This is a genomic window from Beijerinckia mobilis (genome assembly GCF_000745425.1).
Lineage (GTDB): Bacteria > Pseudomonadota > Alphaproteobacteria > Rhizobiales > Beijerinckiaceae > Beijerinckia > Beijerinckia mobilis.
The window spans coordinates 47,286-72,153 of record NZ_JQJH01000013.1 but is presented as its reverse complement, the minus strand read 5'-3'; the positions used below and the strand labels follow the sequence as shown (position 1 = coordinate 72,153).

Here is a 24,868-nt window from a genome sequence, read left to right as displayed (position 1 = left end):
ACTCTCAGCTGATCGTGGCGGAAATGATTTTATCAGGATCACGCACAGGCTCGCCGCGCTTGATCTTGTCGACATTCTCCATGCCGGAGACCACCTTGCCCCAGACAGTATAGTTCTTGTCGAGGAAGCGCGCGTCGGCAAAGCAGATGAAGAATTGCGAATTGGCGGAATCCGGGTCGGCGGCGCGAGCCATGGAAACGGTGCCACGCACATGCGGTTCGGCGTTGAATTCCTGCTTCAAATTCGGATATTTGGAGCCGCCGGTGCCGGTGCCATGGGGACAGCCGGTCTGCGCCATGAAGCCGTCAATGACACGGTGGAACACGATCCCGTCGTAGAACTTTTCGTTCACGAGCTTCTTGATATGCGCGACATGGTTGGGCGCGAGATCGGGACGCATCTCGATCACCACGGGTCCCTTGGTGGTTTCAAGGGTCAGCGTATTGCCGGCTTCCGCCATCGGGAACTCCTGCGTTTGGCATCAACTCGCGCCTGCAATAGCCGATGCATGGAAGAAGGTAAACCTGAACCCTAGAGGTTTTTGCCGACAATCGCTTATGGCCCGACAGATTTCAAAGGCGGCGTCAGATTGGACCAAGGCCGAGCTCGGCCTCCAGAGCCGCTATGACCATTGCATGGTCTTCCTTTTGCGGCAGACCGGAAACCGTCACCGCACCGATACATCCGGTTCCTGCCAGAATAATCGGAACACTGCCTCCATGGGGAGCGTAATCCGTTTCCGGCAGGCCATAGCGTTCGGTAAAACCCACACCCAGTTCCGCGAGGGCGAGGCGGATCTGATAAGAGCTTTTCCAGAAACGTAAAGCGACATTGCGTTTGCGGCGGACCCATTCGGCATTGTCGGGCACGGACCCTTCAAGCGCATTGTGGAAGAGTGTCCGTCCAGCGCAAAACACGTCAATGACGACAGGGGCAGCCACCTCCATCGCCATCCCACGCAGCCGAGTGCCGAGAGACCAGGCTTCGTCCGGACCGAAACGCACAAAGCGCAAACGCTGTTCCTGCCGCCGAATCTCGTCCAGATTCGGATCATGCACAAGCTCGGTCATTGCCTTGTCCACCTGCTTTCTGCGGAGGGCAGCACTGCCCGCCCTCCCCTTCTGATTGTGTCCGTCATTTCACCTGATCGGCCATACGCATCCGGATGATCTTATCGGGATTGCTGACCGTGCCATTATTGGCGGAAGATCCCTTCTTGATCTTGTCGACGACATCCATGCCCGACACGACCTGGCCGACAACCGTATATTGATTGTTCAGGAAATCACCGTCCTTGAACATAATGAAGAATTGCGAATTGCCCGAATTGGGATCCTGCGACCGCGCCATCCCGACCGTCCCGCGCTGGAACGGCGTCGAGGTGAATTCGGCGGGAACATTCGGCAGATCCGATTTCCCCATGCCGGTGCCGGTGGGGTCCCCGGTCTGCGCCATGAATCCATCGATCACGCGATGAAAGACGATACCGTCATAGAAACCACGCCGCGTCAGCGTCTCGATCTGCGCGACAGTTTTCGGTGCGAGATCAGGGCGAAGCTGAATGGTGACGCGGCCATCCTTGGTGTCGAGATAGACCGTGTGATGGGGATCATTAGCGGGAGCAGCCTGGACCGGAGCGGCTTCAATCGTCATATTGGCGATCGCCATACCGGCGAATGGCAGGAAGCCCGCAAGGAGAGTGCAAAGCATCCGCCGGGAAAACAGTCTGGATGTAGACATAATTTCGAGCATCCTCATTAATGCAAGGCTCAGGAAGATAATTTGGTTTTCTGGACAAGCGCCGCCGCGACTTCCGGCGGCACGAAGGGCGAGGCATCGCCGCCCATGGTCGCAACCTGACGCACCAGCGTCGCGGTAATATGGCGCACGGCTGGGGCAGCGGGAAAAAACACGGTCTGTATGTCCGGCGCCATGACACGATTCATCGATGCCATCTGCATTTCATAATCGAGATCGGTCGAGTCACGCAAACCGCGCACGAGAAGCTTCGCCCCCGCCTCATGTGCCGCATGGATCGCAAGGCCGGAGAAAGTCCGCACGGATAATCGGCAGGAATGTACCGCAAGCAAAGGACGGCAAGCAGCCTCGATCAAGGCGATCCGTTCCTGCGCCGTGAAGAAAGGTGTCTTTGCCGGATTGACGCCAAGCGCGATAACGAGCTCATCACACAGCACAGCCGCATTGCCGATGACATCCATATGTCCAAGCGTCAGAGGATCGAACGAGCCTGTATAGAGCGCGATAAGTGTCATGCTGCGCATTCACTTCTGACGAGACGGGAAAACGAAGGCGGAGTGCAGGATCGATTGTGTCAGTTGACACCCAGCTTCTTTTGCAGATTCGAAGACGATGTCGTGTATTGAAAGACCAACCGCTTGTCAGGATAGACATAACGATGCGCTTTTTGGGCAGCAAGCGCGCCTTCGTGAAAACCGGAAAGAATGAGCTTCACTTTACCGGGATAGGTATTGATATCGCCGATGGCGAAGATGCCGGGAATGCTGGTTTCGAATTTCTCCGTATCCACCGGGATCAGATTCTCATGCAGGTTGAGTCCCCAATCGGCGATGGGTCCCAGTTTCATCGTGAGGCCGAAGAAAGGGATCAGCCTTTCGCAGGCAATTTCCATCGCTCCCTCCCCGTCATTCAGCACGATGGAAGACAATTCACCCGCCTCCCCGTTCAAACCAGTGATCTGGCCGAGCCGGAGATCCATCTTGCCCGCTGCGACCAGATCCCGCATGGCGTTGACCGAATGCGGCGCCGCCCGAAAATCATCACGGCGATGCACCAGTGTCAGCCGGCGCGCGATCGGCTGCAGGTTCAGCGTCCAGTCCAGGGCGGAATCACCCCCCCCAACAATCACGATATTCTTGTCGCGAAAAGCATCCATCTTGCGCACGGCATAGAAGACCGACTTCTGCTCAAAGGCCTCGATGCCCGCTATCGGCGGCTTCTTCGGCTGAAACGACCCACCACCCGCCGCTACGATCACGACCTTGGCCTCGACGATCTCACCGCCGCTGGTGCCCAGGCGAAAAGCGGGCGCTTCCGGCGTGCCAAGCACCTCGAGCGTCTCCACCATCTCCCCGAAATGAAAGGTCGGGTGAAAGGGCTCGATTTGCGCCAGAAGGTGATCGACAAGTTCCTGACCGCTGATCTTTGGATGTGCCGGTATGTCATAGATCGGCTTTTCGGGATAAAGCTCGGCGCATTGACCACCGGGTTTTGCCAAGACATCGATGAGATGGCATTTGATGTCGAGAAGCCCAAGCTCGAAAACAGCGAACAGCCCCGCTGGTCCGGCGCCGATAATGGCGACATCGGTCACAATGGCTTCACCCATGCCTTTCCTCCCTCACCGATGGCTTGACGTTGAGCCAAACCCGCTTTCGATCAGACAGCCGGATCCCGCGGCGGCACAGCAAGACCTTATCGCGTCAAGGACAGCACGCCATGAAAGAAACGTTGTGCAACGATGGCAGCTTCCTGTACCGCGCCATCAGCAACCGACCGAGCAATTTCGTTTTATAAACGCCCGGTAAAGTGAAAATCGCGGGACACGGCCGTTGCTTTTCTAGAGCATTCTCAAACGATCTTGAATCGCCTCGCGATTCCATAGCTTTGAGAATACTCTAGTTTTTTGAGCGGAGCGTTTCGGATATATCAGAAACGCTCTAGCCTTGCCTTTCAGGTGTCGTCACGATCAGGCCGTCAAGTTCTGGCCGAACCTTGATCTGGCAGGAGAGACGGGAATTGGGCTGCACTTTATAGGCGAAATCCAGCATGTCTTCTTCCTTCTCGGAAGGCTTGCCGGTTTTTTCGAGAAAAGCCTCATCGACATAGACATGGCAGGTCGCGCAGGCGCATCCGCCGCCGCATTCCGCGACAATCTCCGGAATGCCGTTACGAATGGCGTTTTCCATGACGGTTGTCCCCTCTTCGGCCTCAACCGTCCGATGCTCGCCATGGGAATCAATAAAGGTGATCTTGACCATTTAGGAAATGCGCTTTCTCTGACCAGAGAAGACATCAAACCTTGGCTTGTCGTTTGGTGTCTTTTCGAAATTTCAACGACGATAGAGGGTCGCTTCAATCAGCATGCCTTTGCCACCGGTTTTGCCCCGCGCAGCGTTTCAGTTTACGGGCCGGGAGTGCACCCGCTGAGACCAGCCTCCACCCAGATACCGACATTCTGGCATCTTCCACCTCGAAAAACCGAAAATGCGAACGAACCGCCGATTCACCTCGAACCAAAGAGCGATCTCGATGAGAAGCGCCAGAGTGAGGACAAAGATCGGCAGCCAAATCTCCGGGCGTTCGGATCAGCAGGGAAAATGCCCCCGAGCTTTACCATTCCATCGATGAGGATTTAATGAATTCGTCTGGGGAAGGATAGGGAATTTTTGGTTCTCTGAACAGGAGGGTTCCCCGCTTCATCCCTGGCCCTTCGCGTCTCATCGGCAGGAGGAGATCAAAGAGGTCCAATAGCCAGCTATGGTGGCTAAGATGCGGTCGCGCCTCACCAATTCGAGGCGCATGCCCTGACAATGCTCAAGAACAAAGAAAATATTGTTTTTCGAGGCGATTGGGCGCGGATGCGGCTGAAAGGTCACCTGTTCAAATTTGGGCGGCCGATATTTGCCACCCAGCCTCGCGCGGCGAAAAGGCAATATGGCATTACAGGAAAGCTACGCGTCAATACGGATGAGGGAAAAGCATAGTCCCACGCGAAGCACCGCTGGCCTTGCTATTTTTACCGTCGTCTCCCTCCCATCAAATTTTAGGAACGGACTGACGATTCATCAAAAATTTGATCGATCGCCTCAATTGTCGCGTGCAAGGTTTCTTTGAGCTCTGCTGCAGCATCTGGCTGATCGTTCAGATCATTATGGCCATTTCGTTCGCTTGCTTGCTCGAAATGCCCGATACGCGAAGCCAGCGCCCGTGCACCGATAACATTGGCGGCCCCTTTCAAGGCAGACATCATAGACTTCAAGGAAAGATCGGTTTGCTCCTTATGAGCATCCATCTGACGCAGGATCTGTCGGGCCTGACGGCGAAACAACAGCAGCATTTCCCGATCGCGGGTTTCATTACCCATCGTCTGACGAGCAAGATGGGCAAGATCGAGAAGCGGCTGCCGCTGATCGGCCTGAACGGCCGGTTCGGAAAACGATAAAGCTCTGGCACTTAAAACCATCGTTAAAACTCCCATCTTACGCACCGCCGTTCCACCCTCTGGATGCGACCCGTCCATCGCTCATCAGCGGCGTCCAATGACTTGCTCTAACCATCCGGCGCTATGACCTGGCCCAATTGCTATGGGCCGCCCTTTCGAGACCGTCCTTCCGGCCCTCGCCGCCGCCGGCATCCTTTCATCGGCGAAACCATTGTCTCATATTATCGAGGCGGGCCCGATAATCATCGGAACACATTTCGTTACAGCCTTGAAAAAACTTTAGCTTTTCTCAGCAAGCCGAACAGGGCCGGTCGGCGCTCCTGGATACGGCAGAACGCCTGATCATTCCTGCTCCATTCATTGGAACATATGGGTCGTCAGTTCCGCCGCTACCACCTGCTGCAAGAATAATCTCTTTATTTATCTGTACCTTAAGACACAAGAATACCGGACCGACCGGCGCAGCATCGCATCATCTGCAATGATCATCATGCAGAATCACGGGGTCGATGAAGCCATCGTCGCCGAACGGCCCTAAATATTTGCTGAATTTAAGCGAGGCGGCGGCGAGATTCCGCAATCACTGGCCGGTGTGCTATGATTAAACTACTGTCCAGCCCAAGCCGGAATCGACCACATGGATCGAACTGAGCAATTCCGGTAAAAAAGGCGGCACCAATCCAACGCCTTCCAAAATTGCTTTAAACTTAATTCTATTTGATTCTATTAAGGTTACAGGTCTGTTAACGACGTTTCCATAAACGAACGGGCTGCGGTTTTATTCACGCCCGAGTGATTGTAAAGTAGGAAATCATTAACGGTATTGCACGTGGGCAATGCGAAATGCTTGAGGTGACGAATTCCGGTTCCCAAAAACGTCGCTCCGACGTCATTGCGTGAAACCCATGCAAGACTAGGATGACACTGGAAGGCACTCAAGCTTTTGGATCCCTTGCCGAGGGAGAGGCAAAACGAAACGTGACCGAAACGTCCCGTCGAAACGGTTTCAGTTAATATTGCTCGGGATCATTGCAAGGTTGAGGCAAGCTTACAGTGCATACTGGCCTGGTCGAGGTTCGGCGACTGACGTCAAGCAACCGAGACATCCAGCGTGAAAACGCCGAAATCTCATTGCATGATAGGGTCAAAGGCCAAAGGCAATCCTGCCGGAAAGTCGCGCTCTCTTGTCCATCGTGAAGGGCATGATCTTATGTTTCGAGAAACAATCGACAGAGCCTGGTCCCGGTAGATTGCTTGCACCATCGTTGAAAGTCGTTGAAAATACTTCATTTCTCGACGGGAGACGTTCGCAGACAGTCGAACGGTCCGGGGAGTGGAGCTGGATTTCGAAGGCTTTCAAGGGTGATGCAAAACACCTGAGCTTGAATGCTCCTGTTTCGCGAATGCATCGACATCCGTCCTAGCGAGGGGATGCCGATCTTGAATAAGCTTAAGATTTCGTCGGCAGAACCGGCGCATTTTGATCGAAGAGGCAAATCCATGGCCAGTTCCAACAAGGCTCAAGATCCGGCGGCGGCAGCCCTGCTGGCGATCGAAGAAGCGTTGAATCTCGCCCATGGGGATCTCAACGCCGACAAGGATTTCCGCTCGGAGCTCACCAGGGCGGAAACGAAAAGCGCCGAAAATTCCGGTACGAAGAAAACACGTAAGGTCGATTGGTCCTCCGACCTCGAATCCTCGTCTCGCCTTGCCCCGGAAGCCCCGCTTTCAGCCCATGCCCCAGGCGGCAAGAACGCATCGAGCCGATCGGCCGAATCGAGGCCGACGGACAGGGGCACAGACAAGGCATCAGAAAAAGGCTTTGACTTGAAGGCACCGACGCCAAGACCCGCGGCTCCCGCCGCCGAACGCCCGACGAAAATCACTCCGGCCAGTCTGCCCGCCAATGACGACCGCCATGGCGCGGGAGAAGTTTTGCGCGCGCTCCACGTGCAGTCCAGCCGGTTACCGACGATTCTGGCGACGCTCGCTTCCCTGATCTGGATCGGCTTGGTCGCAGCCTATATTCTCCTCAATCGTGAAGCCCTTCTGGAAATCCCTTCGGCGAATCTTCTGCCACAGGCAGCCTTGTTTCTTCTCGCCGCGGTGGCGCCTGTCGTATTCTTCTTCGTCGCCGCGACAATGACCCGCCGCAGTCAGGAAATGCGCCTGACGACGCGCTCGATGACGGATGTGGCGCTGCGCCTCGCGGAGCCGGAGATCGTCGCCACCGAACAGATGGTGACATTGTCGCAAACAATCCGCCGCGAGATCGCCTCCATGGGAGATGGGATCGAACGGGCCCTTGCGCGCGCCGGCGAGCTCGAAACCCTCGTGCGGTCCGAAGTTTCCAATCTCGAACGCTCCTATTCCGATAACGAACGCCGCATTCGCGCCCTCATCGATGAACTGGCGCATGAGCGCGAAGCGGTCATGACCAATGCCGATCGCGTTCACAAAAGTCTCGCCAGCGCCCAGGAGACCCTCGCGCAGGATATCGAAAGCGCTTCGGCCCGGTTTGCCGAAAGCGCAGCGGAAGCCGCCAATCGCGTCACTGTGGCCCTCAGCGGCAAGGGTGAGGAAATTAAATCGGCGCTTGGTGGGGCTGGAGAAACACTCGTCACGCAATTATCGGAACGCGGCGGCGAACTTCTCGAACGGTTGGCTCAAGCCGGCCGGGAAGCCACCCAGCAGATTGCGACTTCGAGTGACGCCGTTTCCCAGAATATCGCCGTGCAACTTGCGGACCTTGACACACGCTTCAAGGCGATCGGCGAAACCTTCGCCCAAGATCTCGGTATGCGCGGAACCGAGCTCGCGACGCGGCTCGACGCAACAGCGACGCAGATCACCGAAAATATCGCCGAACGCGGCAACACCTTGTCGGCTCGGCTCGCGGAGACCGGCGACCGCTTGAATGAAGTCGTCAGCGTCCAGGGCGAAACCCTGCACGCCAATCTCAACGAGATCAGCAATCGCATCGCCGATGTCATCACCGAGCGGACCACAACCGCCCACGATTCTTTCGAGGTCGCGACGCAACGGCTGGTGACTCTCTTCGACGAAAACTACACCCGGCTGCATGAGCAATTCGAGCAGGATGGCAATGAATTGCACCTGCGCTTTGCGACGACGACGCAGGAAACCGCCACGGCGCTTTCAAGCCACACCGACGCGCTGCAGCAACATATTTCCACGACGATCAGCGAAAATCTCGATGCCTTGATGGGTCATTCTGAGCAATTGCGTGAGCATATGAATGTATCCGCCCATGAGATGCTCCAATCGATCGGCCTGCATGCGGCAACATTGAACGATCATCTGTCATCGATGTTCGGCACGACTTTCAGTGCCGTCGAGAACCATGGCGCCCATCTGGCTCATCGCATCGAAACCACTGCGGAAGAAACCTTGAACGCGCTTTCGGATCAGACGGAAGCTTTGCGTTCCAAAATGGCTTCGACGCTGGATGAAACGCTGAGCACACTCACCAGCCAGACGGAAGGTCTCCACGAACGTCTGCTCACCACGGCGCAGGAAACAGTCCATCTCCTCACCGAGCAGGGTGAAACCCAACGGCAGCAACTGGCCACGACGCTCGAGTCGACTGTCTCCGCTATCAATGAGCATTCAACGCTCATGGGCGAACATCTTGAGACGGCCGCGCAGACGGCTGTCTCCGCCTTTTCCAGCCAGACGGAAACTCTGAATGAACGCCTGGGAACGGCGCTCACGGCGCTGACGCAGCAATCCGATCAGATCAACGAACGTCTGACCGTAAGCTCGGAGCATATGACGAAAGCGCTCGAAGGGCTCGAGGTTCACGCGGCTGCATTGCATGGGACATTGTCCACGTCATTGGACGAGACGGTGAGCGCTCTCGCCGAGCATACGAACCAGCTGAACGAGAAGCTGCAAGGTGGCAGCCGCGAGACCCTCGCCACGCTGCAGAGCTACAGCGACACGCTGCAGGCGCGTCTTGCCGCTTCGCTCGCGGAAACTTTCGCTGGGATGGAACAGCATACACGTCAGCTCACCGACCATTTCGACACAAATACGCAGCAGAGCCTCGGCAATTTCGAACAGCAGACTCAGGCGCTACATGATCATCTGACCGCCATGTTGAGCGATACGTTCAGCGCGCTTCAGACGCATTCAGACAGCATGAGCAATCACCTTTTGGCCACGGCACAGGACGCAGCCACCGTCCTCGCAGACCAGACACAAGCCCTACAGACCTATTTCGAGACGGCGGCTCAGGATACGATTGCGGCCTTCTCTCATCACGCGGGCCTGCTGCGGGACGAATTCACGGAAACCGCGACCGAAACCGTCAATGCGATCGCAATGCATGGCGGCAGGATCAACGAAACGCTTTCGGAGCGGCTTGCCGCCTTCGAAACCAGCGTCGTCGATCATGGCGGCTCGGTTGCCGCCAGGGTCAGCGAACAGGCCGAACGCTTTACCGCAACATTAGCCGACCGCCTCAATGCCATCGAGACGACGCTCACCGTTCAAGGTGGCGGCCTGAACGACAGGCTCGCCTCGCATACGAAAGATGCTGCGGAAACGATGGCGACCCAGTTGCAGCTTTTCGAAACCCAATCCGGCACAAAGACTAAGGAGATCAAGCAAGCGCTGGGGAGTGTGATTGCCGACATCGGGCAAATGCTCGAAGAACGAGCGCAAACCCTCACCGAAGCGCTATCGAGCCAGGCCGGCGACATTGCCAGGATTTTGCAGGAAGGCGGTCATGGCGCCCTGCAAGCGCTTGACACGAAGGCCCAAGCGGTGAATACGAGCCTCACCTCGCAGACGGCGGCTCTAACGGATTTGCTGGAAACGAAGACCGCTGCGATCGACGCAACCTTCGGGCACCGCGCCGAGGAAATTGCCGCGCGGCTGGACACTCATGTCCATCATTTCGAAGACGATATCCTGAACCGGCTCGGTACTCTCTCGGAACGGATCAATATCAGCGGACGCGACGTGGCGGAAACGCTCAGCACACATGCCGCCTCCTTCGAGGAAGTCATCAGCACCCATGTCGGCACGCTCAACGCGACCCTCGATGGGGAAACCGGTCATTTGCGGCAGATTTTCGAGGATCACGCAGACACGATCCGTAACGTCGTCACCGATGCAAATACGGCACTCGACGCAAGCGGACATAGCCTGGCGGATACGGTGAAGGCCCAGACGGAGGCTCTTCAACAGGCTATCGGCGAGCATGTCGCCGCCTTCAACGCAGCTCTGGACGGAGAGACCGGTCAACTCAGACATCTGCTCGAAGGCCACGCGCAAGCTGTCCGCACAGCCGTTGCCGAGGCAGGTACCGCGCTCGACGCCAATGGCCAGTCGATCACAGATACGATCAAGGCGCATACGGCCACCGTCGAACAGGCGATCGGCACCCAGGTTGAGGCACTCAACCAGGTACTCGGGGGAGAAACGAACACGCTCAGGCACCTCCTCGAGGGCCACGCGCAAACTGTCCGCGCCACCGTTGCCGAAGCTGGTACCACTTTCGACGCCAATGGCCAGTCGATCACAGATACGATCAAGGCGCATACGGCCACCGTCGAACAGGCGATCGGCACCCAGGTCGAAGCGCTCAACCAGGTACTCGGGGGAGAGACGAACGCGCTACGGCACCTCCTCGAGGACCATGCGCAAGCCGTCCGCTCCGCTGTTGCCGAAGCTGGTACCACTTTCGACGTCAATGGCCAGTCGATCACGGAAACGATCAGAAGCCATGCGGCCACGGTCGAACAAGCGATCGGGTCCCAGGTCGAAGCACTCAGCCACGTGCTCGAGGGGGAAACGAACACGCTCCGGCAGGTGCTCGAAGGCCATGCGCAAACCGTCCACAATGCCGTCACCGAAGCGGGCACGACCCTTGGCCGCAGCGGCGAGGCGGTCTCCGAAACATTGAAGACACAGACCACGACACTCGAGCACGCTATCAATGCTCATGTCGAGGCGTTCAATGCGCTGCTCAATGGAGAAAATGGGCAGCTTGATAAAATTCTCGAAGGACGGGCACTCGAAATCAAGGAGACCGTGTCGCAGGCCATTGAGGATCTCGATACGACGCTCGCCGGCCGCACCGGGGAGATCGGCCAGGTCCTTGCCGGACGCGTCAATGAAATCGGCATGACGCTCGCCAGCCGCCTCGGCGAGTTCGAGTCGATCTTCAAGGCCCGCAGCCAGGATCTGCGGGAAGTCGTCAAACTCTGCACAAACGACCTTGCCGAGGTCTTCGACAAGAAGTCAGGCGACCTCGTTGGCTTGATGACGACGCGCGGAGAATCAATCACCCGGGATTTGACCGGCTTCGGCGACCGTCTCAATGCAGTGCTTGCCGGACAGGAATCCGTGCTGGGCGACTATTTTGCCGGTAAACAGGCCGAATTCGCCAAAACTCTGGAAGATGCCTCCACGCAATTGCGTGTGACGATCGATGATTATGCAACGAAACTCCGCGATGATATGGCGGAGGGAATGAATACATCGGTCACTCTCCTCACCGAGACGGATCGGCAGATGCGCGGCGACATGACCAATCTTCTCGAGAGATTGACGGAAAGCAGCCGCGTTCTGCGCGAGATCAGCGCAACGGCGCATGGCAATTTCGGTGCGGTGGAACGCTCGCTCGGCGAACGTCTGCAGGAATTCGGCACCCTGCTGACGAGCGTCACCCGCGAAGTCTCCGCATTGAAGACCTCCACGAGCGCGACGCTCGGGGAAGCCGATGCACTGACATCGAAACTCGCAGAACAGCATAATGCACTGGCCGCGACCGCGACCGCCTTCGTGCAGTCCCAGGAAACGCTGGAAGAAATGATTGCCGGCCGAAAGGTGGCCCTCGAAAAGCTGATCGAAAGCCTCGATGCGAAGCGCAGCGCTTTCGTCGACACGATGGAGACCTTTGCGAGCACCATGGAGACCGCTTTCTCCCAGGTGGAAACACACGGTCAGACGCTGACGAGTTCACTGAACGAAGCCACTCAGCTCAATGTCGAAACGATTTCCACGCGCTATGGCGAATTGCGTGATCTGATGAATGGCGAGCGCGCACGCATGGCCGCGGCTCTGCGCGGCGCTTTCGAGGAAGCGGAATCGGAGCTCGAGCGCATCTTCAACCGGACCAAACAGCAGTTCCAGGAAGCGACCAAGGAATTGCATTCGGTCTCCAGCGAGATTCGTCAGGATCTCGAGGCGACGCGCGAGGATATGCGCCGCAGCGCCATCGAACTGCCGCGCGAAACAGCCGAGCAGGCCGCCGCCCTGCGCAAGATCGTCGGCGAGGAAGTCAAGGCGCTCGAAACCTTGACCAATATCGTGTCCCGCTCCAGCCGAGCCCTCGATATTGCCGAACCCGCCGCCGCCCGTGCCGCTGTCAGCGGGATTTCCAATGCGCTCAACGCACTGGAGCCTCCGGCCGAAAAGCAACCGGCGTCGGATCTCGGCAGTTCCCTCCGCTCCGCGGCAAAGAATACGTTCGGACGCCTGGCATCTCCCCAGAACCCGGCGAGCGCCGGCTGGCTCTCCGATCTCCTCGCCCGGGCGTCGAACGAAGAGCCCGCGCATCAGGAAGTGCCCGAACGCGAAGTTACACCGACATCGAACAAGCCTCTCGATTCACTTTTTGCCGATATTGCCGGCATGATCGATCAACGGGCTCTCGTCGATGCCTGGGAGCGTTATCGCCAGGGGGATGCCAAAGCCTTCTCGCATTCCATCTACAAAGGAACGGGACAACAGACCTTCGAAGCAATCCGCCGCAAGTACCGGCTCGACCCCACCTTCCAGGCGACGATCGACCGGTCGATCCAGGAATTCGAGAAACATCTCGTGCAGCTCGGCCGCGGTGGACAGGATGAAAAGCAGCAGATCCATTATCTGCTCTCGGACGCGGGTAAGGTCTATACGATGCTGGCCCATGCGGCGGGACGGCTGAAATAAGCCGATCCCAATTGCTTGAAATCGAAAGGCCGGGGGGTTCCCCCGGCCTTTCGATTTTCATTCACTGTTTTATAAAGCCAGCCGGCCTGTAAGCCGGGTTCTGTATGGCGGGCGGCGAACCACCCGCGTGATAGCCATTCCTCTGGGACGACTGTTGCCAGTCGCCTCGAGCAACCAACCCGGGTGACGATCTGAAGACGGATTTGCACGCCCCGCACTGCGGGACCGCGCGTGTCACCCCTATTCGGTTTTGCTCCCGGTGGGGCTTGCCATGCCGTTCCTGTTGCCAGGAACGCGGTGCGCTCTTACCGCACCCTTTCACCCTTACCTCGACGCTCAGGCGCCGTGCGGCGCCTCGCGAGGCGGTTTCCTTTCTGTGGCGCTTTCCCTGAGGTCACCCTCGCCGGACATTATCCGGCACCGTGTCTCCATGGAGCCCGGACTTTCCTCCGCCGGAGCGGCGGCCATCCGACCGGCTGACAGGATCGGATAACGCGCAAAACCTCCCTTCGTCAATCGGACGTTAAGGTCGCCGCTTTTAAATTCACCCACGATCAAAGTCCGCCCCCATGCCACAGACGCGTCATGCTTGACGGGCGGATACGAAAGGTTTCCTCCGGCATGATCGCTGCTTCCTCTCGCCCATGATTTTGCTTGAATCGGCGTCCATCACGCCCACGTCAGCCGGTCCGATCAAGGGAGCTTCCCGAAATCCGTCCCGATGCCGTCAAATTGGAACCATCTGGGTGGCTATGTTTATTTGCGACGATCCTTTCAGAGGGGTTTCGATCAGAGCGAAAATGCTCTCTTCCGATCCTGTCCAATGATCGCACATTATGGCATTGCCTGAAACGACAGGCCGAAAAACGTGGGGAAATAATGAGGAATTTCATATCCATGACGGCGGGAGCCTTGGCCGTCCTGGTTTTAGCGGGATGTGGTTATACACCTGAACAGCGCGCGCTCAGCGGCGCAGCACTCGGTGGAGCTTCAGGCGCGGCAATTGGTGCGGCGGCTGGCAACAGCCCGGGTGCCGCGGTGGCAGGCGGCTTGCTCGGCGCGGCGACCGGTGGGCTGGTCGGCGCGGCCACCGCTCCGCCGCCACCGCCGCCACCGCCTTGCCGGCGTTATGCTTATGATGAATATGGCAGGCCGTTCTGCGTCGCCTCGCGTGGTTATGACCGCGGCGGATACGGGTATTGACAGGTGTCCCATCCATGACATCGAAATCTATGCAGGATGACGGAGCAAAACAGCCGGAAACTTTCACGGGCGACAGTCCGCTCGTGAAGGAGGTCAGGCCCTCGCCCAACCACGGCGATCGCAAAGGCCGGCAGCCCGACGCGATCATCCTGCATCACACCGCCATGGCGAGTGGCGAAGCAGCACTGGAGCGCCTTTGTGATCCGGCTTCAGAGGTTTCCGCCCATTATCTCATCTGGGAGGATGGGCGGATCACCCAATTGGTCCCGGAACACCGCCGCGCATGGCATGCCGGCCGCTCCTATTGGGGTGGCGAGCGCGACATGAACTCCGTTTCGATCGGCATTGAACTCGTGCATCCAGGGCCGGAGGCCGGTGATCCGCCCTACCCCGAGGCGCAGATTGCGGCGACGATCGCGCTGTGTCTCGATATTATGAACCGGCGGTCAATCTCCCCGATCCGCGTGCTCGCCCACAGCGATATCGCGCCGGACCGCAAGGACGATCCAAGCGCGCATTTTCCCTGGGCTCGATTGGCGGATGCTGGTATCGGCCTCTATGTGCCGCCCGTGCCCGTCACCGATGGCCCCCGTTATGAGAGCGGCGAGCACGGCCAGCATATCGAAACGCTGCAATCCCTTTTCGCGATTTTCGGCTTCGGCCTCACCATCACCAATCTCTATGGTGTCAAGACGGAGGCGGTCGTACGGGCTTTTCAGCGCCATTTTCGTCCGGCACTCGTCGATGGCGTTGCAGATGGTTCAACGATCGAAACCTTGAAAGCCTTGCTCGCCGCAAGGTCCGGAGCCAGCATGCGCTCTCAGGCTGAAGTCCCGACGCCGGATTCCACTACCCCATCTCCTGAGGCCGTTGTTGCAGATATCCCCGATCAGACGCAGGTGCAAAGAGGCCGCTGGCTCAATTGATGAGACCAATAGCAGCCTGACGGCAACCGCCTTTGCCGCTCGCTTCGCCGCTTATGGTGTGATCATTAAATCATCAGGGGAATTGCGGAGAAACGGCACGGCATCGGCCGTCTCGTCTTTGACGACGGTATCATCCAGGAACACCGGCAAGGGCGACGGCACGGGTCGGAAACTTCCGGCAACCGCCTGATTCCAAAGCTCGAGATAGACCGGATCCGCCCGATTGGTCATCAACGAATCCGGGGCGAGCCTTGGATAGAGATCGGCAAAGCTGATGATGTCGTTCTTCGAGCCCCGCAGCAAAATATGCCGGGCCGTAATCTCGGAAGGATGTTCAAGGCCGGCAGCCCCCGTGAGTTCGGCCAGCACTTTCAACGTGGCTTCATGGAAGCGGCTGACACGCTCAGCCTTGATATCAACGTCCAGCGCTCTTTGACGAACCGGATCCTGCGTCGCAATCCCGCTCGGACAGCGGCCGGTATGACAGGCCAACCCTTGTATGCACCCGAGCGAGAACATGAAACCACGCGCGATATTGCACCAGTCGGCGCCCAATGCGAGCACGCGGGCCATATCAAACCCGGTGATGATCCGGCCGCTTGCGCCCAGTTTGATCTTGTCCCGCAGTCCGGCGCCGATGAGGCAATTATGCGCGAAGGTAAGGCCATCGCGCAAAGGCATGCCGAGATGATCGATGAACTCCAGCGGCGCCGCACCCGTGCCACCCTCGGCGCCATCGATGACGATGAAATCCACGAGAATGTCGGTGTCGATCATGGCCTTGCAAATCGCCATGAATTCCTGCCGGTGGCCGATACAGAGTTTGAAGCCAACCGGCTTGCCTCCGCTCAACTCTCTGAGCCTTGCTAGAAACTGCAGGAGTTCGATGGGCGTCGAGAAAGCTGAGTGACTTGCGGGAGAAATGCAATCCTTGCCTGCCTCGACACCGCGCGTGGCCGCAATTTCCTCATTGACCTTGGTGCCGGGCAAAATGCCTCCATGGCCGGGCTTTGCTCCTTGCGAGAGCTTGACCTCGATCATTTTGACCTGCGGATTTGATGCGTTCTGAATGAAACGCTCTTCCGAGAACTGGCCATCCGGCGTCCGGCAGCCAAAATAGCCCGAACCGATCTCCCAGATCAGATCGCCGCCATGTTCCCGATGATAGCGGCTGATACTGCCTTCGCCTGTATCATGGGCAAAGCCCCCCATCTTCGCGCCCTTGTTCAAAGCACGTATGGCATTGGCGCTGAGAGAGCCGAAACTCATGGCGGAAATATTGATCAGGGATATGGAGTAAGGCTGCGCGCATTGCGGACCGCCGACCATGACCCGAAAATCGTGATGCTTGACCTTTGCAGGCGAGATCGAATGGCTCAGCCATTCGAACTCGGATTCATAGACATTCTGCAGCGTGCCGAAAGGCCGTGTTTCCAACTGATGTTTGGACCGCTGATAGACGACAGCACGTTTCGAGCGATTGAACGGCAATCCATCCGTATCGCTTTCGAGGAAATATTGGCGGATTTCCGGGCGTATGCCCTCCAGCAGAAAACGAATATGGGCAAGGATGGGATAATTGCGGCGCAGACTGTGATGCCGTTGAATGAGATCGACAAGGCCTATGACAGACAAGGCAAGCGCGAGCGGAAACGCCACGACAACCAGGGTTTTTCCCGTTGGCAGCAAGAGGCCAAGTAACAAGGTGCTGATGAGACAGAAGATTAAAGGCACATAGCGCAGCATGGGCTTCTTCCGGTTGCGGGAAATAAAGCTGGTATCCTTGCCTTTGAGGCAGTCCGATCATCTCGCGGCGGGCACGGCCTCGACCTGTGAGCCTTTTCAAGTGAGGCATTGAAAAGCTCGTATTGTTAAAAGAGGCCGTTCCAAAACTTCTGAACCGGCTAGAAAATAGTTATCGGCGAATGGGAGACAATAATACGACAAAGGCCGACTTTGCCATGTCTTCGACTCCGATGACGGCCAATTGTATTGAAAAGATTTATATAATCATTCCCTGAGAACGGATGCCATAATGCGCATCCACTCTCATATAAAAGTGACAGGAACCGAAAAGCCGGCTCCGTGCAACGATTCACTTACGAAACGCGCTAACAATTCCGTGTGTGCCATAAACCGGGCATACCAGAGCCTATAACCCGCCGTACGTGTTTATTTCCATTCTTTCTTTCGGCATGTCGCACGCTTTCAGCGGCCCGCCCTGCCCCATCAAACCGCAGGTCTCTCCATGAGTGCGAGAAGTCCTTTCAACAAGTCGATGGGTGTCGGCGGGCAGCCGGGAATGACGAGATCGACATTCAACACCGCCGCTACACCGCCTTTCTCACAAGCATAGCTGTCGGCAAAAACGCCGTCACCAAGCGCGCAGGTTCCCGCAGCAACGACCCATTTCGGATTAGGCGTGGCGTCGTAGGTCCGCACAAGCGCCTCACGCATATTGAGCGTGACTGGCCCCGTGACAAGCAGCACATCGGCATGACGTGGCGAGGCGACGAAACGCAGGCCGAACCGTTCGAGATCATAGAAAGCATTGCCGAGCGCGTGAATCTCAAGTTCGCAGCCATTGCAGGAACCGGCATCGACCTCGCGGATCGAAAGACTATGGCCGAGCCGCGCCTGAGCGGTCCGATCGAGATCCCTGGCGAGAGCAGCAAGCTCCGCCTGCGTCGGAGCGGCTTCGGTGAGCGGAGATCGGGTCAGACCCTGAAAAAGCAGCTTGCGCATGAAAGGGCGCCTACAAATGCGGGATGAAACAGGATGATCCGGCCAGGAGGGATGCACGATTTGGTATAAATCGCCTACATATCAGGCCCCGAATAGGAACAGTTGAAAGATTTGTTACAGAGCGGAAAATCGGCGACGATATTGCCCTCGATCGCCACTTCGAGCAAAGGCCATTGGAACCAGGAGGGATCGCGCAAATGACAACGCTCGATGCGGCCGCCGGCATCGATCCTGACAGAAACGAGGATATCGCCCCGGAACCCTTCGACAAGAGCGAGACCTTCACGCGTCTCGCCGATATCGGTGACACTGACTTGCAACCGATCGTCTCTCGCCAGATTGTCTCTCGGCAGATTGTCAAGACTTTGCTCGATGAGCGAGAGGCTTTGTTCCGCCTCACGGATACGCACCCAGATCCGCGCATTGACATCACCCTCGAAGAAAGTCGGCACCTCGAAAGCAAGCGTGTCATAGGGCGGATAGGCAAGATGACGGCGCGTGTCGAAGGAGCGTCCGCTCGCGCGTCCAATATATCCGCCGGCACCGAACCGGCAGGCGAGCGCCGGCGCAACGATGCCGGTGCCGGACGTACGATCCTGCAGGGAAGCGGTTTTATCATAGAGGTCGGCGAGCGCCGGAAAGACGGCACGGATGGATGCGAGCAGCTCGCGGATGCGGGTGGCTCCCGCCGGCGTGAGATCCACCGTCACGCCACCGGGAAGGATACGATCCATCATCAGGCGATGACCGAAAACCTCATGCGCCGCGCGCAGCACGCGTTCCCGTAGGACACCGCATTGAGCGAGCATCATCGCAAAGGCGGCATCGTTGCAGATGGCGCCGATATCGCCGAGATGATTGGCGAGCCGTTCGAGTTCCGCCATCAAAGCGCGGAGATAAACGGCGCGGGGCGGCACAGAAAGATCGAGCGCCGCCTCCACAGCCTGCGCAAAAGCGAGAGAATAAGCGACAGTACTGTCGCCTGACACGCGTCCCGCGAGGCACGCAGCCGTTTCGAGCGAAGCGCCAGCCATCAGGGATTCAATCCCTTTATGCGTATAGCCGAGCCGCTCCTCGAGCCGTACGACGGTTTCGCCCGAGGCATTGAAACGGAAATGGCCGGGCTCGATGATCCCCGCATGGACCGGACCGACCGGAATCTGATGCAGGCCCTCTCCCTCGGCGGGGAGAAAGGGGTAAGCAACAGGCGCGGGCTTAAGCCTCTCCCCGGGAGTGGAGGACAAAGGATGCTCCAGCCGCCAACGGCCATGGTCTAGCCAGGGCCGCTCGTCCGGCAGGCCGCGCGGGATGAGCGCGAAGAGATCACGAATGGCGCGCTCCAGACGGATGGCTGGCGCGTGAACGGCTCCCACTGAGGGAAACGAGCCCAGCGGACAGGCCAGTGTCAGGACGAGCGTTTCGCAACGCGTGCTTGAAAATTTACCTGGATCTTCATCAGGGCCGTCTTCCAGCAAGGCCATATGCACTGCCTGCCCGTCTCCCCAAAGACCGAGCAGCGTCAATTTCCCTTCGGCAAGCACCGCCGCCGCGGCACGCCAGGCCTCTTCCTCGACGAGGATACGCGGGCACGGCCGGTGCGCGGCCATTTGTTTTCCCTGTCGGCTCAGTTCGGCAAAGACTGCCATTGCTTTCCCCTATCCCAGGAAACCGGCGACTTGCTGGAACCGGGCAACCAGCGCGGGCGGCAGGTAGAGTCCGGCCATCAGCACCGGGACGAGATGGGCGGCGAGCGGAACGATGGGGACCACGGCGGGCGCCTCGCCGCCTTGCGCTTCACCGAAGGCAAGGTGATGCAGATGCATGGCCAGCGCGGCAAAGGCGATGAGCAGGCCGATGGAGAATACAAGCGCCAGCCAGGGGCTTTGCGCGAATGTAGAGGTCACGACCAGAAATTCGCTCATAAAGGCGCCGAAGGGCGGCAGGCCGGCAATGGCGATGACGCCGATAACCAGAGACCAGCCAAGCATGGGCTGGCTGACTGTAAGCCCACCGAGCCCGGTGAGTTTCTGCGTGCCCTTGGCCTGGACGATAGGCCCGACGGTGAAGAAAATCGCCGATTTCGTCAGGCTATGCATCGTCATATGCAAGAGGCCGGCGAAATTGGCGACCGGCCCGCCCATGCCGAAGGCGAAGACGATGATCCCCATATGTTCGATGGATGAATAGGCAAACAGCCGTTTGATATCGCCTCGGCGATAGAGCATGAAACCAGCGAAGAGCAGCGAGGCAAGGCCCATCACCACCATCAGCGGGCCAGGCCGGAGCGCCGCCGGATTGGCGCCGACGAGCAGTTTAAAGCGCAGCACCGCATAAAGCGCGACATTGAGAAGAAGGCCGGAGAGAACCGCCGAAATCGGGGTTGGCCCCTCGGCATGCGCATCCGGCAACCAGGCATGGAGCGGCACGAGTCCGACCTTGGTGCCATAGCCAAGCAGAAGAAAGACGAAAGCGATATCGAGCAGCGCCGGATCAAAAGCCGCGGCGCGGCGGATCAGCAGTGTCCAGACCATGCCATCAAGCCCTTCACCGACGACTGGCTGAGCGGCGACATAGATGAGGATTGTCCCGAACAGCGCCAGCGCGATCCCGACGCCGCCGAGGATGAAATATTTCCAGGCCGCTTCGATCGCTTGATGCGTGCGGTAAAGACCCACCATCATGACCGTCGCCAGCGTCGCCATTTCGATCGCGACCCACATGAGGCCAGTATTGTTGGCGATGAGGGCGAGATTCATCGCAAACAGCAATGTCTGATACATGGCATGGTAGAAACGCAAACGCAGCGGCGAAAACCGGCCGTCCGCGATCTCATGGGTGATATAGCCGGCGCTGAACAGGCTCGTCGTGAAACCGACGAAGGAATTGAGAATGATGAAGATGACAGAAAGATCATCGACGAAGAGATAGGGTCCCGGCGCGGGGGTAACGACCAGCAGCGAGAGTGCCACGAGAAAGGTGAGGAAGGACGAAACGGAATTCAGCCGCGCCGACAGCCGGTAGTCCGGCACGCAAGCGAGAATGAATGCACTCACGGCCGGAAGAAGGAGAAGAAGAGCGGTGGCGTCGATGGCCGCATTCACGAGCGCTCTCCCCGGAAAGTGTCGAGCACGCGGCTGTCGACGGTGTCGAACCGCTCGCGGATCTGGAACAGGAAAATACCGATGACGATAAAGGCGATGAGCACCGAAAAGGCGATGCTGATCTCGACCACGAGCGGCATACCTTGCGCGCCCGTACCAGCCAGGATGAGTCCATTTTCCATCGACATGAAACCGACCACCTGACTCACGGCATTGCGCCGCGTCACCATCATCAAAAGGCCGAGCAGGACGACAGAAAGGGACAGCGCGAGATCCTCACGCGCGAGCGGCGCCGCCGCGGGCGTCGCGCGCAGGATCACGACCATCGATAAAGCGACAAGACCGATCCCGGCCAGCATGGTCAGGCCGATACCGCCAATGGTCTCCACCTCGCGGTGAATGCCGAGCCGCGCGACAATGCGATGGAGCGCCCCGGGAATGACAATGGCTTTCAGGACGAGAGCGATCGCCGCAGTGACATAAAGATGCGGTGCTCCCTGCGCGTAGGCCTGCCAGGCAACAGACAGAAAAAGCACGAATGCCTGCAGCGCGAAGACATTGAGCAGAGCGTAAAGACGATCCTGATAAAGGAGCATGAAACTCGTGAGCACCAGGCCACCGGCCAGGAGATGCGCGATATCGAAGGAAAGCCCGTGCATCTAGAGGCTCCGCGAAACGAACAAAAGCAATGTGCCAAGCAGACCAAGCATGAGCGCCGCGCCGAGAAATTGCGGCACGCGAAACACCCGCATTTTGGCAATACTCGTCTCAAAGAGAGCAAGCAGAAATCCGCCCAGGACGAGCTTGAGAAGATAGACAGCAATACCGATGAACCGCTCTGCCACGCCGCTGCCCGCTGGCGACAAGCCCCAGGGGATGAAGACGCAGACGATCAGCGACAAGGTGAGAAGAAGCTTCAGCGATGCGGCGAGCTCGATCAGGGCAAGGTGGCGGCCCGAATATTCGAGCACCATCGCCTCATGCACCATGGTGAGTTCGAGATGCGTCGCCGGATTGTCGATTGGTATGCGTCCATTCTCGGCAAGAGCCACCATGAGCAAAGCGACGAGGGCGAGGCCCAGGGAGACACGCAAGCCGATCTGCGGCGAGAGCATGAAACCTGCAAGATTTGACAATTGCGTCGAGCCGGCAAGCAGCGCCAGGGTAAAGACGATCATAAGCATCGCCGGTTCGGCAAGCGTCGCAACCATCATCTCGCGGCTCGCGCCGATGCCGCCGAAACTGGTGCCTGCATCGAGCCCGGCGAGAGCCAGAAAGAAACGGGCGCTGCCGAGAAGCGCCGTAATGGCGATGAGATCAGCGGACCAGCTGAACAGGAGCCCTGTGGCGAAAGTCGGCACGAGGGAGGCAGCGACCCAGGTCGCGGCGAAGATGAGATAGGGAATGGCGCAGAAGAGCCACGAGGCATTATCCGCGAGCACCACCTCCTTGCGCAGGAGCCGCAGGAGATCGCGATACGGCTGGATGAGAGAAGGCCCGCGGCGGCGCAGGAGATGCGCCTTGACCTTGCGCACGAAGCCGGTGAGAAGCGGCGCAAGGCAGAGGACCAGCAGCATTTCCGTGCCCTGCACGGCGAGATCGGCGATCAGGACCATAGCGCCGGCACCATCAACAGGCCGATGAGGGCGAGAAAGACGAAGCCGAGATAATGGCGAATGGTGAGCGCCTGGGTGCGGTCGAACACGCTTGCCGCGAGGAGGACCATGCGCGTGACGGGCTCATAAATCCCCTCCCAGATGAAATCATGCCGCGTGACGCTTATTTTTGCCGCAGCGAGATCACCCGGGGCCGGCATCTCGACCCGTTCGCGCGCGCCAAAGACAAGCCCGCCGAAAACCCGCCGGATCGGCTGCGCGAAACTCGCCGCGCTATATTGCGTCACAGGACTCGGATCGGGGAAACCGCAATCCCAGACCGGCGCACGGCGTGTGACGTGTGAGCCGAAACGGCGGATAGCCCAAGCCGCGAGCCCCGCCGACAGAGCGCTGAAAAGGAAGACCAGCAGGCCGTTATAGGAACTCCGGCTTTCCGCCACGGGAACGATCGACAGCCATTGCAAGGAGGTCTGCGGCGGCATTCGGGCGCCAATCAGCGCCGCGACAGCCGGCGCCATACCGTCGATAAAGACACCGGGCAGGATACCGGCGAGGAGACAGAGACCGACACCGCCCGTCATGGCGCCCAGCGACCAGCGATCAACCTCCCGCGCTTCAGAGGCAACTGCCGAGCGCGGCCGACCAAGGAAGACGATGCCGAAAACCCGTACGAAACAGGCAGCAGCCAGAGCAGCGGCAAGAGCGAGCAAGGCACCGACGGTCGGCACGAGCAGTTTCATGCCCCATTGCGGCAGCTGGGGACTGAGCAGGATTGACTGGAAGATCAGCCATTCCGAAGCGAAACCGTTCAACGGCGGCAGCGCCGAAATGGCCAAGCAGGCGGCGAGAAACAGGGGGGCCGTGACCGGCAGGCGGTGAATGAGACCGCCCAAAAGATCCAACCGCCGCAGCCCCGTCGCGGTGAGCACGGCGCCCGCGCCGAAAAAGAGCACGCTTTTGAAGAGTGCGTGATTGAAAATATGAAAGAGGCCGGCAGTCAGGGCCAGCGCCGCCGCGACGGGCAGTGCATTGGCCTTGAAGGCCAATGCGAGGCCGAGACCAACGAAAATGACGCCGATATTCTCGATGGTACTATAGGCGAGTATGCCTTTGAGATCGGTTTCTTCCATGGCGTAAAGGATACCGAGTACCGCGGTTGCCGCACCCAGAGCCATCACCGGCATCCCCCACCACCAGTCCGGTGGCCCGAGAAGATCGAAAACGAGGCGGATGAAGGCATAGATCGCCACTTTTGTCATGACGCCGCTCATCAAAGCGGAGACATGGCTCGGCGCGGCCGGATGGGCAAGCGGCAGCCAGACATGCAGCGGCACCAGCCCCGCCTTGGACCCTGTTCCCAGAAGGGCGAGACCAAGAACGGCGCCAGCCAGGGGCGTGGACACTGGATGCGCGCGGATCGCGCTGAAGGAGTAATCGCCCACTGTTCCAGCAAGCAGGCCAAAGGTGAGAAAGAGCATCAGAGTGCCGAGAACCGCCATCACGAGATAGACGAAACCGGCGCGCGCATTTCCAGGCTGGCGATGATGCGCCATGACCAGTGCCCAGGACGCAAGCGACATCAATTCCCAAGCGAAGAGAAAGGTGAAGGCGTCATGCGCCATCACGACAAGATTCATTCCCGCGAGGAAAGCCGGAAAGAACGGCAGCACACGCGCTGGCTCATGCTCATGACGGCCATAGCCGATGCCATAGAGGCTGGCGCCAAAGCCGCCGAGATTGACCACGATCAGAAAGAAAGCCGCTAAAGAATCAATCCGGAAATGGGCACCAACGAAGGGCAGACCGAGCGGCAACACCACCTCGCCGCCCCCTGCCCCGCTGAGAAGACTAGCCAAAGCAGCGGCGAGGATCAGCAACGAAACAAAGGCGCAAAGACCATAGATGAAAGGAGTACCGTTGTGTTGCGGCTGCGCTCCGTTTGCCAGAGAGGACACATCTGGTGAGGACACAATCGGCAAGGGATCACGCAACCGACAGAGCACACACGCCGCCACGGCCATGAAGGCCATGGCGAGGAAACCAACCACGCACCAAAGAGTGATGACGGTCGCCGTTGCCGATAGCGCACCCACCGCGGAAGGCATC

Annotated in this window: 18 protein-coding genes and 1 other RNA gene; 4 read left to right on the top strand and 15 right to left on the bottom strand. The window is 58.5% G+C overall.

The genetic code is table 11. The features are described from left to right. Positions 1–4 precede the first annotated feature (4 nt). The 6 genes from DL88_RS11590 to DL88_RS11565 form a co-directional block, all read right to left on the bottom strand. Complete coding sequence (locus DL88_RS11590; protein WP_034996190.1) at positions 5–460, bottom strand: peptidylprolyl isomerase; 456 nt, start codon at positions 458–460, stop codon at positions 5–7. A 124-nt stretch (positions 461–584) separates the two neighbouring features. Beyond that, complete coding sequence (locus DL88_RS11585) at positions 585–1,070, bottom strand: heme-degrading domain-containing protein (RefSeq protein WP_034996303.1); 486 nt, start codon at positions 1,068–1,070, stop codon at positions 585–587. A gap of 64 nt (positions 1,071–1,134) precedes the next feature. Beyond that, complete coding sequence (locus tag DL88_RS11580) at positions 1,135–1,668, bottom strand: peptidylprolyl isomerase (RefSeq protein WP_034996302.1); 534 nt, start codon at positions 1,666–1,668, stop codon at positions 1,135–1,137. Positions 1,669–1,769: 101 nt separating this feature from the next. Then, positions 1,770–2,273 (bottom strand): pantetheine-phosphate adenylyltransferase, encoded by a 504-nt coding sequence (gene coaD, locus DL88_RS11575; protein WP_034996189.1) that lies wholly within the window; start codon positions 2,271–2,273, stop codon positions 1,770–1,772. A gap of 59 nt (positions 2,274–2,332) precedes the next feature. Next, positions 2,333–3,367, bottom strand: coding sequence for an NAD(P)/FAD-dependent oxidoreductase (locus DL88_RS11570; protein WP_034996187.1), 1,035 nt, complete (start codon positions 3,365–3,367; stop codon positions 2,333–2,335). Positions 3,368–3,698: 331 nt separating this feature from the next. Beyond that, positions 3,699–4,019 carry a 2Fe-2S iron-sulfur cluster-binding protein gene (locus tag DL88_RS11565; protein ID WP_034996185.1) on the bottom strand — a complete coding sequence of 107 codons (321 nt, stop codon included), beginning with the start codon at positions 4,017–4,019 and terminating at the stop codon, positions 3,699–3,701. Here DL88_RS11565 and DL88_RS20555 point away from each other — a divergent pair. Next, on the top strand, positions 3,990–4,397 hold the full coding sequence (locus DL88_RS20555; RefSeq protein WP_034996183.1) for a hypothetical protein: 408 nt from the start codon (positions 3,990–3,992) through the stop codon (positions 4,395–4,397). The two genes, DL88_RS11565 and DL88_RS20555, sit on opposite strands and share 30 nt — an antisense overlap. 407 nt (positions 4,398–4,804) lie before the next feature. On the opposite strand, the gene DL88_RS20340 is transcribed toward DL88_RS20555, so the two are convergent. Then, on the bottom strand, positions 4,805–5,281 hold the full coding sequence (locus tag DL88_RS20340) for a hypothetical protein (protein WP_156971064.1): 477 nt from the start codon (positions 5,279–5,281) through the stop codon (positions 4,805–4,807). Positions 5,282–6,703: 1,422 nt separating this feature from the next. Between DL88_RS20340 and DL88_RS11550 the strand changes: the two genes are divergently transcribed. Beyond that, positions 6,704–13,171 carry an apolipoprotein A-IV repeat region-like domain-containing protein gene (locus tag DL88_RS11550; RefSeq protein WP_169741567.1) on the top strand — a complete coding sequence of 2,156 codons (6,468 nt, stop codon included), beginning with the start codon at positions 6,704–6,706 and terminating at the stop codon, positions 13,169–13,171. 73 nt (positions 13,172–13,244) lie between these two features. Here the strand turns inward: DL88_RS11550 and rnpB are convergent. Further along, positions 13,245–13,651: RNase P RNA component class A (gene rnpB / locus DL88_RS19430), an RNA gene on the bottom strand. A gap of 417 nt (positions 13,652–14,068) precedes the next feature. On the opposite strand from rnpB, the gene DL88_RS11540 reads away from it, so the two are divergent. Further along, positions 14,069–14,374, top strand: a complete 306-nt coding sequence (locus DL88_RS11540; RefSeq protein ID WP_305953017.1) for a YMGG-like glycine zipper-containing protein — start codon at positions 14,069–14,071, stop codon at positions 14,372–14,374. A gap of 14 nt (positions 14,375–14,388) precedes the next feature. Beyond that, entirely contained in the window at positions 14,389–15,300 is a 912-nt protein-coding gene (locus tag DL88_RS11535; protein WP_084705139.1) for an N-acetylmuramoyl-L-alanine amidase, read from the top strand. A gap of 51 nt (positions 15,301–15,351) precedes the next feature. On the opposite strand, the gene DL88_RS11530 is transcribed toward DL88_RS11535, so the two are convergent. The 7 genes from DL88_RS11530 to hyfB form a co-directional block, all read right to left on the bottom strand. After that, positions 15,352–17,046 (bottom strand): FMN-binding glutamate synthase family protein, encoded by a 1,695-nt coding sequence (locus DL88_RS11530; protein ID WP_084705138.1) that lies wholly within the window; start codon positions 17,044–17,046, stop codon positions 15,352–15,354. A gap of 483 nt (positions 17,047–17,529) precedes the next feature. After that, complete coding sequence (locus DL88_RS11525) at positions 17,530–18,045, bottom strand: NADH-quinone oxidoreductase subunit B family protein (protein WP_034996168.1); 516 nt, start codon at positions 18,043–18,045, stop codon at positions 17,530–17,532. Between the two features lie 74 nt (positions 18,046–18,119). Continuing rightward, the gene (locus DL88_RS11520) at positions 18,120–19,691 is read right to left on the bottom strand and encodes a hydrogenase large subunit (RefSeq protein WP_034996166.1); all 1,572 of its coding nucleotides are present in this window, start codon (positions 19,689–19,691) and stop codon (positions 18,120–18,122) included. A 9-nt stretch (positions 19,692–19,700) separates the two neighbouring features. Continuing rightward, on the bottom strand, positions 19,701–21,146 hold the full coding sequence (locus DL88_RS11515; RefSeq protein WP_034996162.1) for a hydrogenase 4 subunit F: 1,446 nt from the start codon (positions 21,144–21,146) through the stop codon (positions 19,701–19,703). After that, the gene (locus DL88_RS11510) at positions 21,143–21,805 is read right to left on the bottom strand and encodes a hydrogenase-4 component E (protein WP_034996160.1); all 663 of its coding nucleotides are present in this window, start codon (positions 21,803–21,805) and stop codon (positions 21,143–21,145) included. The genes DL88_RS11515 and DL88_RS11510 overlap by 4 nt, the downstream gene beginning before the upstream one ends. Then, complete coding sequence (locus DL88_RS11505) at positions 21,806–22,762, bottom strand: respiratory chain complex I subunit 1 family protein (RefSeq protein WP_034996157.1); 957 nt, start codon at positions 22,760–22,762, stop codon at positions 21,806–21,808. After that, positions 22,753–24,867 carry a hydrogenase 4 subunit B gene (hyfB, locus tag DL88_RS11500; protein WP_034996155.1) on the bottom strand — a complete coding sequence of 705 codons (2,115 nt, stop codon included), beginning with the start codon at positions 24,865–24,867 and terminating at the stop codon, positions 22,753–22,755. The genes DL88_RS11505 and hyfB overlap by 10 nt, the downstream gene beginning before the upstream one ends. Position 24,868: the final 1 nt, after the last annotated feature.

What these genes read in the sequence shown, in the direction of transcription:
- DL88_RS11590 (WP_034996190.1), bottom strand. Translation starts at nt 460, where the DNA reads ATGGCGGAAGCCGGCAATACGCTGACCCTTGAAACCACCAAGGGACCC.
- DL88_RS11585 (WP_034996303.1), bottom strand. Translation starts at nt 1,070, where the DNA reads ATGACCGAGCTTGTGCATGATCCGAATCTGGACGAGATTCGGCGGCAG.
- DL88_RS11580 (WP_034996302.1), bottom strand. Translation starts at nt 1,668, where the DNA reads ATGGCGATCGCCAATATGACGATTGAAGCCGCTCCGGTCCAGGCTGCT.
- coaD (WP_034996189.1), bottom strand. Translation starts at nt 2,273, where the DNA reads ATGACACTTATCGCGCTCTATACAGGCTCGTTCGATCCTCTGACGCTT.
- DL88_RS11570 (WP_034996187.1), bottom strand. Translation starts at nt 3,367, where the DNA reads ATGGGTGAAGCCATTGTGACCGATGTCGCCATTATCGGCGCCGGACCA.
- DL88_RS20555 (WP_034996183.1), top strand. Translation starts at nt 3,990, where the DNA reads ATGGGAATCAATAAAGGTGATCTTGACCATTTAGGAAATGCGCTTTCT.
- DL88_RS11565 (WP_034996185.1), bottom strand. Translation starts at nt 4,019, where the DNA reads ATGGTCAAGATCACCTTTATTGATTCCCATGGCGAGCATCGGACGGTT.
- DL88_RS20340 (WP_156971064.1), bottom strand. Translation starts at nt 5,281, where the DNA reads ATGGACGGGTCGCATCCAGAGGGTGGAACGGCGGTGCGTAAGATGGGA.
- DL88_RS11550 (WP_169741567.1), top strand. Translation starts at nt 6,704, where the DNA reads ATGGCCAGTTCCAACAAGGCTCAAGATCCGGCGGCGGCAGCCCTGCTG.
- DL88_RS11540 (WP_305953017.1), top strand. Translation starts at nt 14,069, where the DNA reads ATGACGGCGGGAGCCTTGGCCGTCCTGGTTTTAGCGGGATGTGGTTAT.
- DL88_RS11535 (WP_084705139.1), top strand. Translation starts at nt 14,389, where the DNA reads ATGACATCGAAATCTATGCAGGATGACGGAGCAAAACAGCCGGAAACT.
- DL88_RS11530 (WP_084705138.1), bottom strand. Translation starts at nt 17,046, where the DNA reads ATGCTGCGCTATGTGCCTTTAATCTTCTGTCTCATCAGCACCTTGTTA.
- DL88_RS11525 (WP_034996168.1), bottom strand. Translation starts at nt 18,045, where the DNA reads ATGCGCAAGCTGCTTTTTCAGGGTCTGACCCGATCTCCGCTCACCGAA.
- DL88_RS11520 (WP_034996166.1), bottom strand. Translation starts at nt 19,691, where the DNA reads ATGGCAGTCTTTGCCGAACTGAGCCGACAGGGAAAACAAATGGCCGCG.
- DL88_RS11510 (WP_034996160.1), bottom strand. Translation starts at nt 21,805, where the DNA reads ATGCACGGGCTTTCCTTCGATATCGCGCATCTCCTGGCCGGTGGCCTG.
- DL88_RS11505 (WP_034996157.1), bottom strand. Translation starts at nt 22,762, where the DNA reads ATGGTCCTGATCGCCGATCTCGCCGTGCAGGGCACGGAAATGCTGCTG.
- hyfB (WP_034996155.1), bottom strand. Translation starts at nt 24,867, where the DNA reads ATGCCTTCCGCGGTGGGTGCGCTATCGGCAACGGCGACCGTCATCACT.